Genomic DNA, 14336 nt, shown 5'->3' with positions numbered 1-14336 from the left:
CCGTCCGGACCGAACGGGCCCCCACCACCAACCTCGGGGGATCTTCATGGTCGATGACGACAGCCTGTCTGCGGTGCTCACGGACTTCGCCCGCACGATGCTGACCGACTTCTCCATCCAGGACATGCTCGACCTGCTGGTGCGCCGCATCGTCGACGTCCTGCCGATCACTGGCGCCGGCATCACGTTGATCGCCCCCGGCCTGGCGCCGCGGTACATCGCGGCGTCCAACGAGGCCGCGCTGCGCTTCGAGCGGTTGCAGTCCGAGCTCGGCGAGGGTCCGTGCCTGACGGCGTTCGAGACCGGCGAGCCCGTGTTCATCCCCGACCTGCCCGACGACGACCGGTTCCCGACCTTCGGACCCGCGGCCGTCACCGCCGGGATGGCCGCGGTGTTCACGTTCCCGATGCGCCACGGCGACGGACGACTGGGCGCCCTGGACCTGTACCGGGACACCACAGGTCCGATCAGCGCGAAGGCTCAGACGGCTGCGCAGACGCTCGCCGACGTGGCCGCGGCCTACCTGCTCAACGCCCAGGCCCGCGAGGAGGCGGCGCGGGTCGCCGAGTGGTTCCGGGAGAAGTCCCTGCACGACGCGTTGACCGGGCTGCCCAACCGGGCTCTGCTCCAAGAACGCCTCGAGCACTCCTCCCAGCGCGCTCAGCGCTCGAGCTCGACGGTGGCGGTGCTGTTCGTCGACCTGGACAACTTCAAGCGGGTCAACGACGCCTACGGGCACCCCGTCGGCGACGAGCTGCTCGTCGCCGTCGCTGACCGGCTGTCCGGCCTGGTGCGTCCCGGGGACACGATCGCGCGGGTCTCGGGCGACGAGTTCGTGTTCCTGTGCGAGGACCTCGCCCACGCCGATGACGTCGAGGCGGTCGTGGGACGCATCGAGGCCGCGTTCGCGGAACCGTTCGCACTGAGCATCGGGACGCTCAAGGCCACGGCGAGCGTCGGGATCGCGTACGCAGGTCCGGGTGAGGAAGTCAGCGACGAGCTCGTCATCGAGGCGGACATGGCGATGTACGAGTCGAAGCGCCGCAGCGGCACGACCCACCAGGTGGTCGACCTGCGCGTGACCCGGACCCCCGTGGCCCACCGCTCCCTGGAGCAGGACCTGCGCGCCGCGCTGCGCGGGGCGACCCTCGAGCTGGCCTACCAGCCGATCGTGCGCACGGCGGACGGCTTCATCGCGGGCGTCGAGGCGCTGCTGCGCTGGACCCATCCCGCCCGGGGGCCGATCTCGGCGGCGACCGCGATCGCCGTCGCGGAGCAGTCCGGGCTGATCACCGGGATCGGCACCTGGGTGCTGCAGCGGTCGTGCCGGGACTGGGTGGGCTGGCTCGCCCGGTACCCCGGACGGTCCCTGGACCTGGCGGTGAACGTCTCGGGTCGTCAGCTGATGGCGCCCGGGTTCGCCGCGAGCGTCGCGCGTGTGCTCGAGGCCACCGGCATGGACCCGAACGCCCTCGTCCTGGAGGTCACCGAGGCGGTGTTCGCCGCGGACGCCGAACACGCGACGATCGTGGTGGGCGACCTTCGATCGCGCGGCGTGCGGGTCGCGGTGGATGACTTCGGCACCGGGGCGACCCCGCTGGCGGACCTGCGGCGCTTCCCGGTGGACATCGTGAAGATCGATCCCCGGTTCGTGGTGGGGCTGGGAGACGACCCCGACGCGTCGACGACGATCACGGCCGTGACGCAGCTCGCGCACGCCCTGGGCAAGACCGTCACCGCGGAGGGCGTCGAGACGAGGGAGCAGTGCGATCAGGTGGCGAGCGCGGGGTGCGAGTTCGCCCAGGGCTACTACTTCGCCCGACCCATGTCCGCCCGAAGCTTCGTCACCCAGCTCAACTGAGCCCTTCGGAAGCGCGGGGACTCAGAGCGGTCCTGCGACCGCCTCGAGCGCCGCCCGGGCCTGCGCCAGGGTCGGGGCGCCGGTCGCCCGCGCGCGCTCCACCCCGCCGGCGTCCAGGATCACGACGGTCGGGGTCACGACGATGCCCAGACGTTCGCCGAGCGCATGGTGGTCGGCGATGTCGAGCTCGACATGGGCGATGCCCGTGGTCGTCTCGACCACCCGCTCGAAGACCCGGCGAGCGGCGCGGCACGGCGCGCAGAACGTGCTCGAGAACTGCACGACGGTCGCGCGCTCACCAAGCGGCCCGACGAGATCGTCGGGCGTCAACGACGTCACCGGGTGCCGACGAGCGCGGCCAGGTCGATCTCGCCCTCGGCGACGAGCGCGGCCGGACCCGCGAGCTCGACATGGCCGGACGCAAGCACCCGCACCCGCACGGTGCCGCCCGGCACGTCGACGAACCAGACGTCGGGCGCACCGGCACCCGCCCAGGTGCGCACGGCGAGCGCAGCCGCGCACGCGCCGGTCCCGCACGACCGGGTCTCGCCGACGCCGCGCTCGTGCACGCGCATCCGGACCCGACCGACCACGGACCCGTCGTCGGCCACCTCCTCGCCGAGCGGGACGACCAGCTCGACGTTGGTGCCGCCGCGGGGTTCGGGCCGCACCTCCGGAGCGCGGGTGAGATCGGCACCCGCCAGCTCGTCGGCGTCGGCGAGGGCGAGCACGACGTGCGGGTTGCCGACATCGACGCGCAGGGCGGGGCGCACGGCGGCGAGCCCGGCGACCGCCACGGCGGCGTCGGTACCCGCGAGCGCGGCCGCATCGCCCCCGGTGAGGTGCCAAGCCCCCATGTCGACGGCGTACCAGCCGTTCGGCTCGCGCCGCACGCGGCGCACCCCGGCGCGAGTGCCGACCGCGAGGCCGGCGCCGTCGTCGGCCCCGGATCCCGGCACGACCGCGAGCCCGAGGCGTTCGAGATAGGCCGCGAAGACGCGTACCCCGTTGCCGCACATCTCGGCCACCGACCCGTCGCCGTTGCGGTAGTCCATGAACCACACGGCACCGGGGTCACTCGCGAGGATCGCCGCCCCCTCGGGCAGCGACGCCGTCGGTGCGACCCGGATCACCCCGTCGCCGCCGATGCCGGCCCGGCGGTCCGTGAGTGCACGCACCAGCTCGGGGGTCAGGTCGAGCACCCCGGCGCGGTCGTCGAGCAGCACGAAGTCGTTCTCGGTGCCGTGACCCTTGGTGAAGCGCATCGTCATGCGCCCAGGGTACGGCGGGGTCCGCCCCCGACCGGGGGTCGTCCGTGGACCGTCAGGTCGCCGCGATCGGCCGCCGCGACGACCTCGAGGGCGTGGGAGACCAGGTCCGGATCGCGCGAGTCGAGCCAGTGCACGCGCTGGTCGCGACCGAACCACGTCATCTGCTTGCGCGCGAGCCGACGCGTGTTCGCGACCACGACGGCGCGCGCCGACTCCTCGTCACCCTCGCCGCGGATCATCGCGATCACCTCGGCGTAGCCGACGGCGCGCCCCGCCGTGCGCCCCATCCCCTGCAGCAGCAGGCCGAGCACCTCCTCGACCAGGCCCTGCTCCCACATGCGCTCGACCCGGCGCTCGACCCGCTCGTCGAGCACGGCGCGGTCGCAGTCGAGCCCGATCTGCACCGCGGGGACGACGTAGACCTGCTCGGGGAGGTTGGCGGTGTACGGCAGGCCGGTGATCTCGATGACCTCGAGCGCGCGCACGATCCGCCGCGTGTTCGCCGGCCCGATGGCGATCGCCGCCGCCGGGTCCAGGCGGGCGAGCTCGTCGTGCAGGTGCCGCGTGCCGTGCAGCTCCGCGCGCTCCTCCAGCCGGGCCCGGACGTCGGCATCCGTGCCGGGGAAGTCGAGCTTGTCGAGCAAGGCCCGGACGTACAGGCCCGAGCCGCCGACGACGACGCCCCGCGCGCCCCGGCCGGCGATGGCGGCGAGGTCCGCGCGCGCCTCGGTCTGGTACCGCGCGACGGAGGCGTCCTGCGAGACGTCGAGCACGTCGAGCTGGTGGTGCGGGATCCCGCGGCGCTCGTCGAGCGTCAGCTTCGCGGTCCCGACGTCCATGCCGCGGTAGAGCTGCATCGCGTCGGCATTGAGCACCTCGCCCCCCAGTCGCTCGGCCAGGGCGAGCCCGAGCTCGGACTTGCCGGTCGCGGTCGGTCCGACGACGGCGATCACGAGCGGGGTCGCGCTCATCGCCGATCCCCGGCCGGCAGGTGCCGCGGCAGGGTGCGCCAGCGGGCCACGACGTACGGGACCCCGTACGGGGCGGACACCTCGAGCACCGCGGCCTCGACCGGGATGTCGCCCGCGGCGCCGAGCAGCACCTGCATGGGCGCCCAGGCCGTGACCGCGAGCTCCGCCGCGAGGCCGGCGGTGAGCTGCGCGAGCCGTCCCCGGGCGGGTTCGTCCCCGAGCGCGAGGTCGGCGAGCAGGTCGGCGTCGAACGACGCGGCCCGCGCGTCCTCGGCCTGGGGCGCGTGCGCACCGTGCCGCGCGCTGAGCGATCCGGCGAGCACCAGGGCGACCCGGTCCGGTCCACGGACCAGGTCGGCTCCCCGGGTCCGCAACGCCTCGCCGCGCCCGTCGTCCGGCGCCTGCGAGGCGGCGACCTCCACCACGGTCACCGGTCCGGTCCACCCGGCGTGCGCCAGCAGCAGGAGGGCGACCGAGGCGCCGATGGCGGGCAGCGCGCCGTCGGGCACGCCCGCACCCCCGGACCAGTCGAGAGCGTCGTCGTCGATACCCGCCGCCGCGAGGCTCGCGCGGCCCGGGGCGTCGACCACCCGGTCCACGGGGCCGGGGGCGACCACGACCACGCGGTCCGGGGCCGAGCGGAGGAGGTCGCCGATCACGTCGAGGGCCGCCGCGCGCACCTCGGGCAGCACGACGGCGCGGCCGGCCGCCCCCGGGACGAGCAGGGCGGTCTCCGGGACAAGAACTGCGATGGCGAGCACGCCCCGACGGTAACCGCTCCCCCCCGGATTCGGGTCCGCGAGCCTGCGGGCTCGACCGCTCACCGACCGACGTGCCCGGGTAGGGTGCCTGCATGGGCTTCTTCCGGCGCGATCGCGGGGGCGAGTCGGCGGACGAGCCGGACGGACACGACGCGCTCTCCCCCGGCGAGCTGCACGCCCAGGTCGAGGACCTCATCGTGCGCGAGCTCGGAGGGTCGCTCCTCGCCGACGCCGACGTGCCCGAACCCCTGACGATCGCGCGCATCATCGCCTGGTTCGAGTCCCACGAGTTCAGCTACTTCATCGACAACGACGGCGACCTCGGCGGCCTGTGGCGTGGTCGGCTGTTCTACTTCTTCCTGTTCGGTGAGGAGTCCGAGATCCTGCAGATCCGCGGTCAGTGGAACCGCGAGGTCGCGATCGAACGGCTCGACGTCGTGCTTGAGGCCTGCAACGAATGGAACGCCGACCGGATCTGGCCCAAGGCCTACGCCCGGGTCCGGGACAACGGCATGGTCCACATCATCTCGGAGGTCGCCACGGACCTGGAGGACGGCGTGACGGACGCCCAGCTCGGCCAGCTGCTCAACTGCGGGTTGAGCACCGGGAACATGCTGTTCGACGCCATCGACGACCTGTTTCCCGATCCCGCGGCGGTCGCACCATGAAGCCCGACGCGCTGACCGGCTGGATCTCGCGGGTGTTCGGCAACGCCCGCCCGAAGTCTTCGCCCGAGATCCCGCCCCTGGAGCACACGACACCCCTGACCCGGGACCGGATCGCCGCCTACCTGGCCGCTCGCGGCTACCGCTACCTCATCGACGAGGACGGCGATCTGACGGGCATGTGGGAGGGCAGCCGGTTCTGGTTCCTCCTGCTCGGTGAGCATCACGAGATCATGCAGATCCGCGGCCGCTGGCACCGCACGCTGCCGGTCAAGCAGCGCTCCTCCGTGCTGCTCGCCGCGAACGACTGGAACCGCGAGCGCATCTGGCCGAAGGTCTACGTGCGCGAGGAGGACGACGAGCTCGCGCTGTACAGCGAGGTCTCGGTCGATCTCGAGCACGGCGCCACGACGTCCCAGCTCGGCCAGCTGCTCGCGTGCGGCCTGGGGACCGGGGTGCAGATGTTCACGGCGCTCGACGGGCTGCTTCCGGACGCGTCGCCCGGTGCGCCCCCCGCCGATCCGCCCTTCCCTTCCTGACGGGGTCGCTCTCACCGCGACCCGCCAACCGCCGCCTGCTACCCGCGTCGGAGCCCGGGCAGGCCGAGCGCGATCGGGGCGCGCGCGCCGGTCCCCGCGCCGTGCCCGTGCCCGACGGCGTCTTCGGCGTCAAGTCCCGTGCGCGCCCGTTCGCGGATCGCCCAGGCGTCCCCGGCGCGCGTGCGACGCACCTGGTAGCGGCCGCCGGCGAGCGCCGAGTCGGCCACGAGGTGGTGCGGCGCAGCGTGCGTGACGTCGACCGTGACGAGGTCACCGGGACGAGGCACCCGGGGGTCGAGGTCACGGGCGGCCCGGTCGGTCTTCTGCGCAGCCGACAGGTCGGCCGGCAGCGCGAGGTGCACCAGCCGGTTGTCCGCGGCGCGGCCCGACAGGCGGTGGGAGGCGCGGTCCTTGCGGCCGGACTCCTCGGCGATGAGGACCTCGACCGTGCGGCCGACCTGGGCCTCGTTCTCCTCGAGCGAGATCCGCTCCTGCAGCGCGTCCAGTCGCTCGTAGCGCTCCTGGACCACGGCCTTGGGGATCTGATCGGCCAGCGTGGCGGCCGGGGTCCCCGGCCGCGGGGAGTACTGGAAGGTGTAGGCCGACGCGAACCGGGCGAGCTCGACCACGCGCAGCGTCTCGGCGAAGTCCTCCTCGGTCTCCCCGGGGAAGCCGACGATGATGTCGGTCGTGATGGCCGCGTCGGGCATGACGGCCCGCACCCGGTCGAGGATGCCGAGGAACTTCTCCGACCGGTACGACCGCCGCATCGCACGGAGCACCCGGTCCGACCCGGACTGCAGCGGCATGTGCAGCTGCGGCATCACGGTCGGCGTGGCCGCCATGGCGTCGATGACGTCGTCGGTGAAGGCGGCCGGGTGCGGGCTGGTGAACCGCACCCGTTCCAGTCCGTCGATCGCGCCGCACGCGCGGAGCAGCTTGGCAAACGCGCCCCGGTCGCCGAACTCGACCCCGTAGCTGTTGACGTTCTGGCCGAGCAGCGTGACCTCGATCGCGCCAGCGTCGACCAGGGCCTGGACCTCGGCGAGGATCTCGCCCGGGCGGCGGTCGCGCTCCTTGCCGCGCAGCGACGGCACGATGCAGAACGTGCAGGTGTTGTTGCACCCGACGCTGATCGACACCCACCCGGCGTACACGCTCTCGCGCCGTGTGGGCAGGGTCGACGGGAAGACCTGGAGCGACTCGGCGATCTCGACCTCGGCGCGCTGGTTGTGCCGCGCCCGCTCGAGCAGCACCGGCAGGGCGTCGAGATTGTGCGTCCCGAACACGACATCGACCCACGGCGCGCGCTCGACGATGCCGGCGCGGTCCTTCTGTGCGAGACAGCCGCCGACGGCGATCTGCATGCCCGGCCACTCGCGCTTGATGCTCGCGAGCTGACCGAGGTTGCCGTACAGCTTGCCGGCCGCGTTCTCCCGGACTGCGCACGTGTTGATCACGACGATGTCGGCGACCGACGCCTCGGAGCCGTCCTCGGCGGGGGGTGCAGGCACGTACCCCGCGCGGTCGAGCATGCCGGCCATGTGCTCGGAGTCGTGCACGTTCATCTGGCAGCCCAGCGTGCGGACGACGTACGTCCGGGGGCTCGTGGTCGTGGACACCGACCCTAGGGTACGGGGCCGCCCATGTTTCCGGGATGTTACCGATGCATGACCCGAAATGGTATTACCTGAAACAAATGCCGCCTACGTTCAAAGAATGGCCCAACAAACCTCCTCCCTCGCCCTGCACTCAGGTCGCGAGGAGGTGCCCGGCGAACCGCTCGTGGTGCTCTCCCACGTGAACAAGCACTTCGGCTCGCTGCACGTGCTGCAGGACATCAACCTGACCGTGCACCGGGGCGAGGTCGTCGTCGTCATCGGGCCCTCCGGCTCCGGAAAGTCCACCCTCTGCCGCGCGATCAACCGCCTCGAGACCATCGACTCGGGCTCGATCACGATCGACGGCGTACCGCTGCCCGCCGAGGGCAAGGCCCTCGCCCAGCTCCGGGCCGACGTCGGCATGGTGTTCCAGTCGTTCAACCTGTTCGCCCACAAGACGGTGCTGCAGAACGTCACCCTCGGCCCGATCAAGGCCAAGGGAATGAAGCGCGCAGCGGCGGACGCGCTGGCGATGCAGCTGCTCGAGCGGGTGGGCGTTGCCAACCAGGCCGGCAAGCTGCCGGCCCAGCTCTCCGGCGGTCAGCAGCAGCGGGTCGCAATCGCCCGGGCGCTCGCGATGCACCCCAAGGTGATGCTGTTCGACGAGCCGACGTCGGCTCTCGACCCGGAGATGATCAACGAGGTCCTCGACGTCATGGTCTCGCTGGCGAGCGAGGGGATGACGATGGTCGTCGTCACGCACGAGATGGGCTTCGCCCGCAAGGCCGCCGACCGGGTCGTGTTCATGGACGGCGGCCAGATCGTCGAAGAGGCCGAGCCCGACCAGTTCTTCACCGCGCCGCGCTCCGACCGCGCCAAGGACTTCCTCTCGAAGATCCTCACGCACTGATCGAACCCGCACGACCTGCTCTTCTCGGCACGCGCTGTACCCGTGATCGCCCCACAAGGAGAACCGATGCGCACCCGCCCCACTGCCCTGATCGCCCTGCTGTCCGCGTCAGCGCTGCTGCTGTCCGCGTGCGGGACCAACGGGGGTGACGCTGCCGCGGACGTGCCCAGCGTGGCAGCCAGCTCGTTCCCGGCCGGCTCGACCATGGAGAAGCTGGCCAAGGCCGGCAAGATCACCATCGGCACCAAGTTCGACCAGCCGCTGTTCGGTCAGGTAGGTCCCGACGGGGTCCCGACCGGTTTCGACGTCGAGATCGCCCAGCTGATCGCCGGCAAGCTGGGGATCGCCGCGGACAAGATCACCTGGACCGAGACCGTGTCGGCCAACCGTGAGACGGCCATCCAGACGGGCACGGTCGACCTCATCGTGGCGACCTACACGATCAACGACAAGCGCAAGGAGTCGGTCGCCTTCGCGGGGCCGTACTACCTCGCCGGCCAGTCCCTGCTGACACTCAAGACCAACAAGGACATCCAGGGGTCCGAGGACCTCGCCAACAAGAAGGTCTGCACCGTCTCAGGCTCGACGCCCGAGGCGAACCTGCTCGCGAACTTCCCCGACACGGACGTCAAGTCCTTCGCCACCTACGGCGACTGCCTCGAGCCGCTCCGCAACGGCCAGGTCGACGCCGTGAGCACCGACAACGTGATCCTCGCCGGCTTCGCGGCCGACAACGAGGACGTCGAGGTCCGGGGCGAGCCGTTCACCGAGGAGCCGTACGGCATCGGGCTCGCCAAGGACGACACGGTGTTCCGCACGTGGGTCAACGACACGCTCGAGGAGAGCTTTACCGACGGCGCCTGGACCGCGGCCTGGGAGGACACCGCCGGCACGGTGCTGCCGACGCCGAAGCCGCCGGTGCTCGACCGCTACTGATCGGCCCGCCGAAGCTCCGCCGCCGCTGACCGAAAGCTCGACCGGTCGCAGCAGCCCCCACACGCACGCACGCCGAAGCCCGGAGGCCATCTGGTGAACGTCCTAGCCGAGAACTACTCGGCGTACCTCACGGGGTTCGCCGTGACGTTGGAGCTGACCGTGGTGTCCGGTGCGGTGGCGCTCGTGTGGGGGCTGGTGCTTGCCGCGCTGCGGATCTCGCCGATCGCGCCGCTACGGGTCTTCTCGACCGTCTACGTCGAGCTGTTGCGCAACACCCCGCTGACGATCGTGTTCTTCTTCCTGGTGTTCGTCGCTCCCCAGTTCGGGCTCATCCCGCCCCTGGGGTTCTGGGCGGGCGTGATGGCACTGTCCGCCTACACCTCCGCTTTCGTGAGCGAGGCCGTCCGGTCAGGCATCAACAGCGTCGGGATCGGCCAGGCGGAGGCGGCCCGTGCGATCGGGCTGAGCTTCGGACAGACGCTCAGGCTCGTGATCCTCCCCCAGGCGATACGCACCGTGATCCCGCCCCTGATCAACGTCTTCATCGCGATGACGAAGAACACCTCGGTAGCCGCGGGGTTCGCGACAACCGAGGTCATGGCGACCGGGCGGCGGCTCGCCGCCACCAACCCAGGCGACAACATCCCGATCCTCATCGGGGTCGGCCTGTGCTATCTGGCCATCACCATCCCCGCGGGCATCCTGGCCAGCGTCGTCGAGCGAAAGGTGGCGTTCGCGCGATGAGCACCGTCCTGTACGACTCCCCCGGACCGATCACCCGCCGTCGGGAGCGCCTCGGCTCCGTCATCGGCGCCGTCGTCGTCCTCGCGCTGGCGTTCGTCGCCCTGAGGTACGCAGCCGGCCGGGGCGTGTTCGAGGTCGACCGGTGGGACGTCCTGTACGCGCCGTCGAAGGGGGCCAGACCGCATCCGACGTCTGGACCTCGATCATCGTCAAGGGCCTTGGCGCCACGCTGCGGGCGGCCGTCGTTGCGGCACCGCTCGCCCTCGCCGGAGGCCTGATCCTCGCGCTGTGGCGCACGGCCCGGCGGCGCTGGGTCCGACTGCCCGCCGTGCTGGTCATCGAGCTGTTCCGCGGGCTCCCGGTCCTGCTGATGATGTTCTTCGCGTCGCTCGGGTTCGGCTGGAGCGCGTTCGCGGCGGTCGTGTTCGGGCTCACCGTGTACAACATGGCGATCATGGCGGAGATCCTGCGCGCCGGACTGGCTTCCCTGCCGCGGGGTCAGGCCGAAGCGGCCTACGCCATCGGACTGACCCGGACCCAGACCCTGCTCACGATCCTGCTGCCGCAGGCCGTGCGCACGATGCTGCCGAGCCTGATCAGCCAGCTCGTGGTGCTGCTCAAGGACTCCTCGCTCGGCTTCATCGTCGGCTACGCCGAGCTGCTGCGGTCCATCCAGCTCAATGCGGCGTTCTTCAGCAACCGGTACGTCGTCGCGCTCTTCGTCGTCGGCGCGACGACCTACCTCATCGTGAACCTCACGTTGTCGCGCCTGGCCGTGTGGATCCAGCGGCGCTCGACCAAGGCCGGCTGAGCCGGGCTACCCCGCGGTCGCGCTCGCCCGGATCTCCCGGATGACCGTCACCTTGATCTCGCCCGGGTAGCTCAGGTCCGCCTCGATGTGCTTCGCGATCGCCGTGGCGAGCCCGGGGAGCTGGGTGTCGTCGACCGTCTCCGGCTCGACGAGCACGCGAACCTCGCGGCCGGCGGACATCGCCAGGACGCGGCGGACCCCGACGTGCTCGGCCACCAGGCTCTCGATCTTGTCCATCCGCTCGACGTACTGGTCGAGCTCCTCGCGCCGGGCTCCCGGCCGCGCGGCGGAGCACGCGTCGGCCGCCTGGACCAGCACCGCCTCGACCGTCTCGATCGGAACTTCGTCGTGGTGCGCGGCGATGGCGTTGACGACCGCTGCCGGCTCGCCGCAGCGTCGGGCGAGGTCGGCGCCCACGAGGGCGTGCGGGCCGGTGATCTCGGCGGTGAGCGCCTTACCGATGTCGTGCAGCAGGGCCGAGCGGCGGGCCAGATCGACGTCGGCGCCGATCTCGGCCGCCATGAGAGCCGCGATCTGGGCGCTCTCGACGAGGTGCGCCAGCACGTTCTGCCCGTAGGAGGTCCGCAGGCGCAGCCGGCCCAGGGTCGCGACCAGATCAGGGTGCAGCGCCGTGACCCCGGCCCGCTCAGCAGCCTCGTGCCCCGCCGCGATCGCCCGCTCGTGCGCGCCCGCCGCGGCCTCGGCGTACGCGGCCTCGATCCGCTGCGGATGGATCCGACCGTCGGCGACGAGCGACTCGAGCGCGACCTGCGCGATCTCGCGCCGCTCGGCGTCGAAGCACGACAGCATGACCGAGTCCGGGGTGTCGTCGATCAGCACGTTCACGCCGGTGAGCGCCTCGAACGTGCGGATGTTGCGCCCCTCCTTGCCGATGATCCGCCCCTTCATCTCCTCGGACGGCAGCGGCACGACGACGACGACGCTCTGCGAGCTCGTCGGCACGGCCAGCCGCTGCACGGCCGTGGCCACGATCCGGCGCGCACTGGCGTCGGCGCTCTGCCGGGCCTTCGCCTCGACGCGTCGCACGGCCGCCTCGGCGTCCCGGGTCGCCTGCTCGACGATCCGCCGCTCGAGCTCGGCCTGCGCGTCGACGGCACTCGAGCCTGCGATGCTCTCGAGCTCAGCGAGCACGGCGGCACGGCTCTCAGCGAGCTGGGCAGCGGCGCGGCGCTCGGACTCGGCGAGCGCCAGCTCGCGGTCCCGCAGGATGTGCGCGAGCGCGGCGGCCTCGGCCTGGTCCTCGCTCAGCGCGCGCTCCCGCGCTGCGAGCCTGGTCTCGCGCTTCTCGACCTCGAGCGCCGCGGCGTGCGCGTCCTCCCGGATCGCAGCGACGTCCTTGGTGGCCTGCTCGCGCCGCGCGGTGGCCTCCTTGCGCGCGAGCTGGACGAGCAGCAGCGCCACCAGGCAGGCCAACAACAGGCCCACCACGATCGCCATCTGGCCCAGATCCATGTGCTTCTCCTTCAACGATCCCTAGGCCATGACCGTACGGCCTCAATCGTCGCCGAAGTACCCGCTCGCCTGCATGTCCGCCGCTTCCGTGTCATCGTTCGGCTCCCCGGCCGCGGACGGACCCTCCGCGGCGAGCAGCTCGCACACGATCTTCACCGCGAGCCCGGACGAGTACCCCTTGCGCCCGAGCATCGCCACGGCCCGCCGCATCCGGACCTCCCGGGCGAGCCCACGGCTGCCCGCGAGCCGGCGTCGGGCGAGCTCGCGCGCCGTGGTCTCCTCGAGGTCCTCGTCGACGGCGCGCAGCGCCATCGACGCCACCTCGTCGTCGATGCCCTTGCGGCGCAGCTCGACCCGCAGCGCGCGGCGCGCGAGGCCACGGTCCTCGAGCCGGGCGCGAACGAGCATCCGGGCGTACTCCGCGTCGTCGATGAGGCCGACCTCGGTGAACCGGTCGAGCACCGCCTGCGCGACGTCTTCCGGCACGTCCTTGCGCGCCATCGCCTCCCCGAGCTGAGCCCGGCTGCGTGGCCCCCGGGTCAGCAGTCGCAGCGCGAGGGCCTTCGCGACAGCCTCGTGATCGACCTCGTGATCGACCTCGTGATCAGGTTCGGACTCGCTCACCGACGATCGACCGGTCAGAAGTCGACGGCGGGGCCGTCGTCGGCGGGGGCGTCGAGCTTGGCGCCCACCCCCAGCTTCTCCTTGATCTTCTTCTCAAGCTCGGCCGCCAGGTCCGGGTTGTCGCGCAGGAAGCTGCGCGCGTTCTCCTTGCCCTGCCCCAGCTGGTCGCCCTCGTAGGTGAACCACGAGCCGGACTTGCGCACGAACCCGTGCTCGACGCCCATGTCGATCAGCCCGCCCTCCCGGGAGATGCCGACGCCGTAGAGGATGTCGAACTCGGCCTGCTTGAAGGGCGGAGCCATCTTGTTCTTGACGACCTTGACCCGGGTCCGGTTGCCGACCGCCTCGGTGCCCTCCTTGAGGGTCTCGATCCGGCGGATGTCCAGCCGGACCGACGCGTAGAACTTGAGCGCCTTGCCACCCGTGGTCGTCTCCGGGGAGCCGAAGAACACGCCGATCTTCTCGCGCAGCTGGTTGATGAAGACAGCGGTGGTGCCCGACGCGCTGAGCGCACCGGTGATCTTGCGCAGCGCCTGGCTCATGAGGCGGGCCTGGAGCCCGACGTGGCTGTCACCCATCTCGCCCTCGATCTCCGCCTTCGGGACGAGCGCGGCGACCGAGTCGATCACGACGATGTCGATCGCCCCCGAGCGGATCAGCATGTCCATGATCTCGAGCGCCTGCTCGCCGGTGTCGGGCTGCGAGACCAGGAGCGCGTCGGTGTCCACGCCGAGCTTCTCTGCCCACTCCGGGTCGAGCGCGTGCTCCGCGTCGATGAAGGCGGCGATGCCCCCGGCGCGCTGCGCGTTCGCGATCGCGTGCAGTGCGAGCGTCGTCTTCCCGCTGGACTCCGGGCCGTAGATCTCGACGACCCGCCCGCGCGGCAGGCCGCCGATCCCGAGCGCGATGTCGAGCGCGATGGAGCCGGTGGGGATGACCTCGACGGGGGCGCGGCCCTCGTCGCCGAGGCGCATGATCGAGCCTTTGCCGAACTGGCGGTCGATCTGCATGAGAGCGGCTTCGAGCGCCTTCTCGCGGTCCTGGGGAGCGGCCATGGTGCACCTCGCGTGTCTAGGGGGTGGCAGCCGGAGCTGCGCTGGACTGGGGCTGGTCTGTGCTGGAGGCGACGTTATGCCCGACCACCGACATCCACCTCGGGTGCTCTCCGG

At 71.7% G+C, this 14336-nt stretch carries 15 protein-coding genes; 7 read left to right on the top strand and 8 right to left on the bottom strand.

The features are described 5' to 3' along the window. Positions 1 to 46 precede the first annotated feature (46 nt). The gene (locus tag VTA80_RS17730) at positions 47 to 1861 is read left to right on the top strand and encodes a putative bifunctional diguanylate cyclase/phosphodiesterase (RefSeq protein ID WP_407342406.1); all 1815 of its coding nucleotides are present in this window, start codon (positions 47 to 49) and stop codon (positions 1859 to 1861) included. A 21-nt stretch (positions 1862 to 1882) separates the two neighbouring features. Here the strand turns inward: VTA80_RS17730 and VTA80_RS17725 are convergent, their stop codons facing one another. From VTA80_RS17725 to VTA80_RS17710, 4 genes are read right to left on the bottom strand one after another with little or no spacing between them, the layout of a single operon-like run. Next, entirely contained in the window at positions 1883 to 2200 is a 318-nt protein-coding gene (locus tag VTA80_RS17725) for a TlpA family protein disulfide reductase (RefSeq protein ID WP_407342405.1), read from the bottom strand. Beyond that, positions 2197 to 3132 (bottom strand): diaminopimelate epimerase, encoded by a 936-nt coding sequence (gene dapF / locus VTA80_RS17720; protein ID WP_407342404.1) that lies wholly within the window; start codon positions 3130 to 3132, stop codon positions 2197 to 2199. The genes VTA80_RS17725 and dapF overlap by 4 nt, the downstream gene beginning before the upstream one ends. Further along, a complete protein-coding gene (gene miaA, locus VTA80_RS17715) occupies positions 3129 to 4103 on the bottom strand; it encodes a tRNA (adenosine(37)-N6)-dimethylallyltransferase MiaA (RefSeq protein ID WP_407342403.1) in 975 nt (324 codons plus the stop codon). Before miaA ends, dapF begins: the two co-directional genes overlap by 4 nt. Continuing rightward, on the bottom strand, positions 4100 to 4864 hold the full coding sequence (locus tag VTA80_RS17710; protein ID WP_407342402.1) for a hypothetical protein: 765 nt from the start codon (positions 4862 to 4864) through the stop codon (positions 4100 to 4102). Before VTA80_RS17710 ends, miaA begins: the two co-directional genes overlap by 4 nt. 92 nt (positions 4865 to 4956) lie before the next feature. On the opposite strand from VTA80_RS17710, the gene VTA80_RS17705 reads away from it, so the two are divergent. Beyond that, on the top strand, positions 4957 to 5532 hold the full coding sequence (locus VTA80_RS17705; RefSeq protein WP_407342401.1) for a YbjN domain-containing protein: 576 nt from the start codon (positions 4957 to 4959) through the stop codon (positions 5530 to 5532). Then, entirely contained in the window at positions 5529 to 6068 is a 540-nt protein-coding gene (locus tag VTA80_RS17700; RefSeq protein ID WP_407342400.1) for a YbjN domain-containing protein, read from the top strand. The genes VTA80_RS17705 and VTA80_RS17700 overlap by 4 nt, the downstream gene beginning before the upstream one ends. 38 nt (positions 6069 to 6106) lie before the next feature. Here VTA80_RS17700 and miaB read toward each other — a convergent pair whose 3' ends face one another. Next, complete coding sequence (gene miaB, locus VTA80_RS17695; protein ID WP_407345807.1) at positions 6107 to 7636, bottom strand: tRNA (N6-isopentenyl adenosine(37)-C2)-methylthiotransferase MiaB; 1530 nt, start codon at positions 7634 to 7636, stop codon at positions 6107 to 6109. 151 nt (positions 7637 to 7787) lie between these two features. On the opposite strand from miaB, the gene VTA80_RS17690 reads away from it, so the two are divergent. From VTA80_RS17690 to VTA80_RS17675, 4 genes are all read left to right on the top strand, one after another. After that, positions 7788 to 8579 (top strand): amino acid ABC transporter ATP-binding protein, encoded by a 792-nt coding sequence (locus VTA80_RS17690; RefSeq protein WP_407342399.1) that lies wholly within the window; start codon positions 7788 to 7790, stop codon positions 8577 to 8579. Between the two features lie 66 nt (positions 8580 to 8645). Further along, a complete protein-coding gene (locus VTA80_RS17685; protein ID WP_407342398.1) occupies positions 8646 to 9515 on the top strand; it encodes a glutamate ABC transporter substrate-binding protein in 870 nt (289 codons plus the stop codon). 93 nt (positions 9516 to 9608) lie between these two features. Continuing rightward, entirely contained in the window at positions 9609 to 10259 is a 651-nt protein-coding gene (locus tag VTA80_RS17680; protein WP_407342397.1) for an amino acid ABC transporter permease, read from the top strand. Between the two features lie 142 nt (positions 10260 to 10401). Next, positions 10402 to 11070, top strand: a complete 669-nt coding sequence (locus tag VTA80_RS17675) for an amino acid ABC transporter permease (protein WP_407342396.1) — start codon at positions 10402 to 10404, stop codon at positions 11068 to 11070. Between the two features lie 6 nt (positions 11071 to 11076). Here VTA80_RS17675 and rny read toward each other — a convergent pair whose 3' ends face one another. From rny to recA, 3 genes are read right to left on the bottom strand one after another with little or no spacing between them, the layout of a single operon-like run. After that, positions 11077 to 12543 carry a ribonuclease Y gene (gene rny / locus VTA80_RS17670; protein ID WP_407342395.1) on the bottom strand — a complete coding sequence of 489 codons (1467 nt, stop codon included), beginning with the start codon at positions 12541 to 12543 and terminating at the stop codon, positions 11077 to 11079. A gap of 42 nt (positions 12544 to 12585) precedes the next feature. Continuing rightward, positions 12586 to 13167 (bottom strand): regulatory protein RecX, encoded by a 582-nt coding sequence (locus tag VTA80_RS17665; protein WP_407342394.1) that lies wholly within the window; start codon positions 13165 to 13167, stop codon positions 12586 to 12588. A gap of 14 nt (positions 13168 to 13181) precedes the next feature. Next, positions 13182 to 14222, bottom strand: coding sequence for a recombinase RecA (gene recA, locus VTA80_RS17660; protein WP_407342393.1), 1041 nt, complete (start codon positions 14220 to 14222; stop codon positions 13182 to 13184). Positions 14223 to 14336: the final 114 nt, after the last annotated feature.

This window comes from Pengzhenrongella phosphoraccumulans (assembly GCF_045689905.1).
GTDB classification, from domain to species: domain Bacteria; phylum Actinomycetota; class Actinomycetes; order Actinomycetales; family Cellulomonadaceae; genus Pengzhenrongella; species Pengzhenrongella phosphoraccumulans.
The sequence above is the reverse complement of the archived record's forward strand: the minus strand, read 5'-3'. Positions and strand labels throughout refer to the sequence as shown.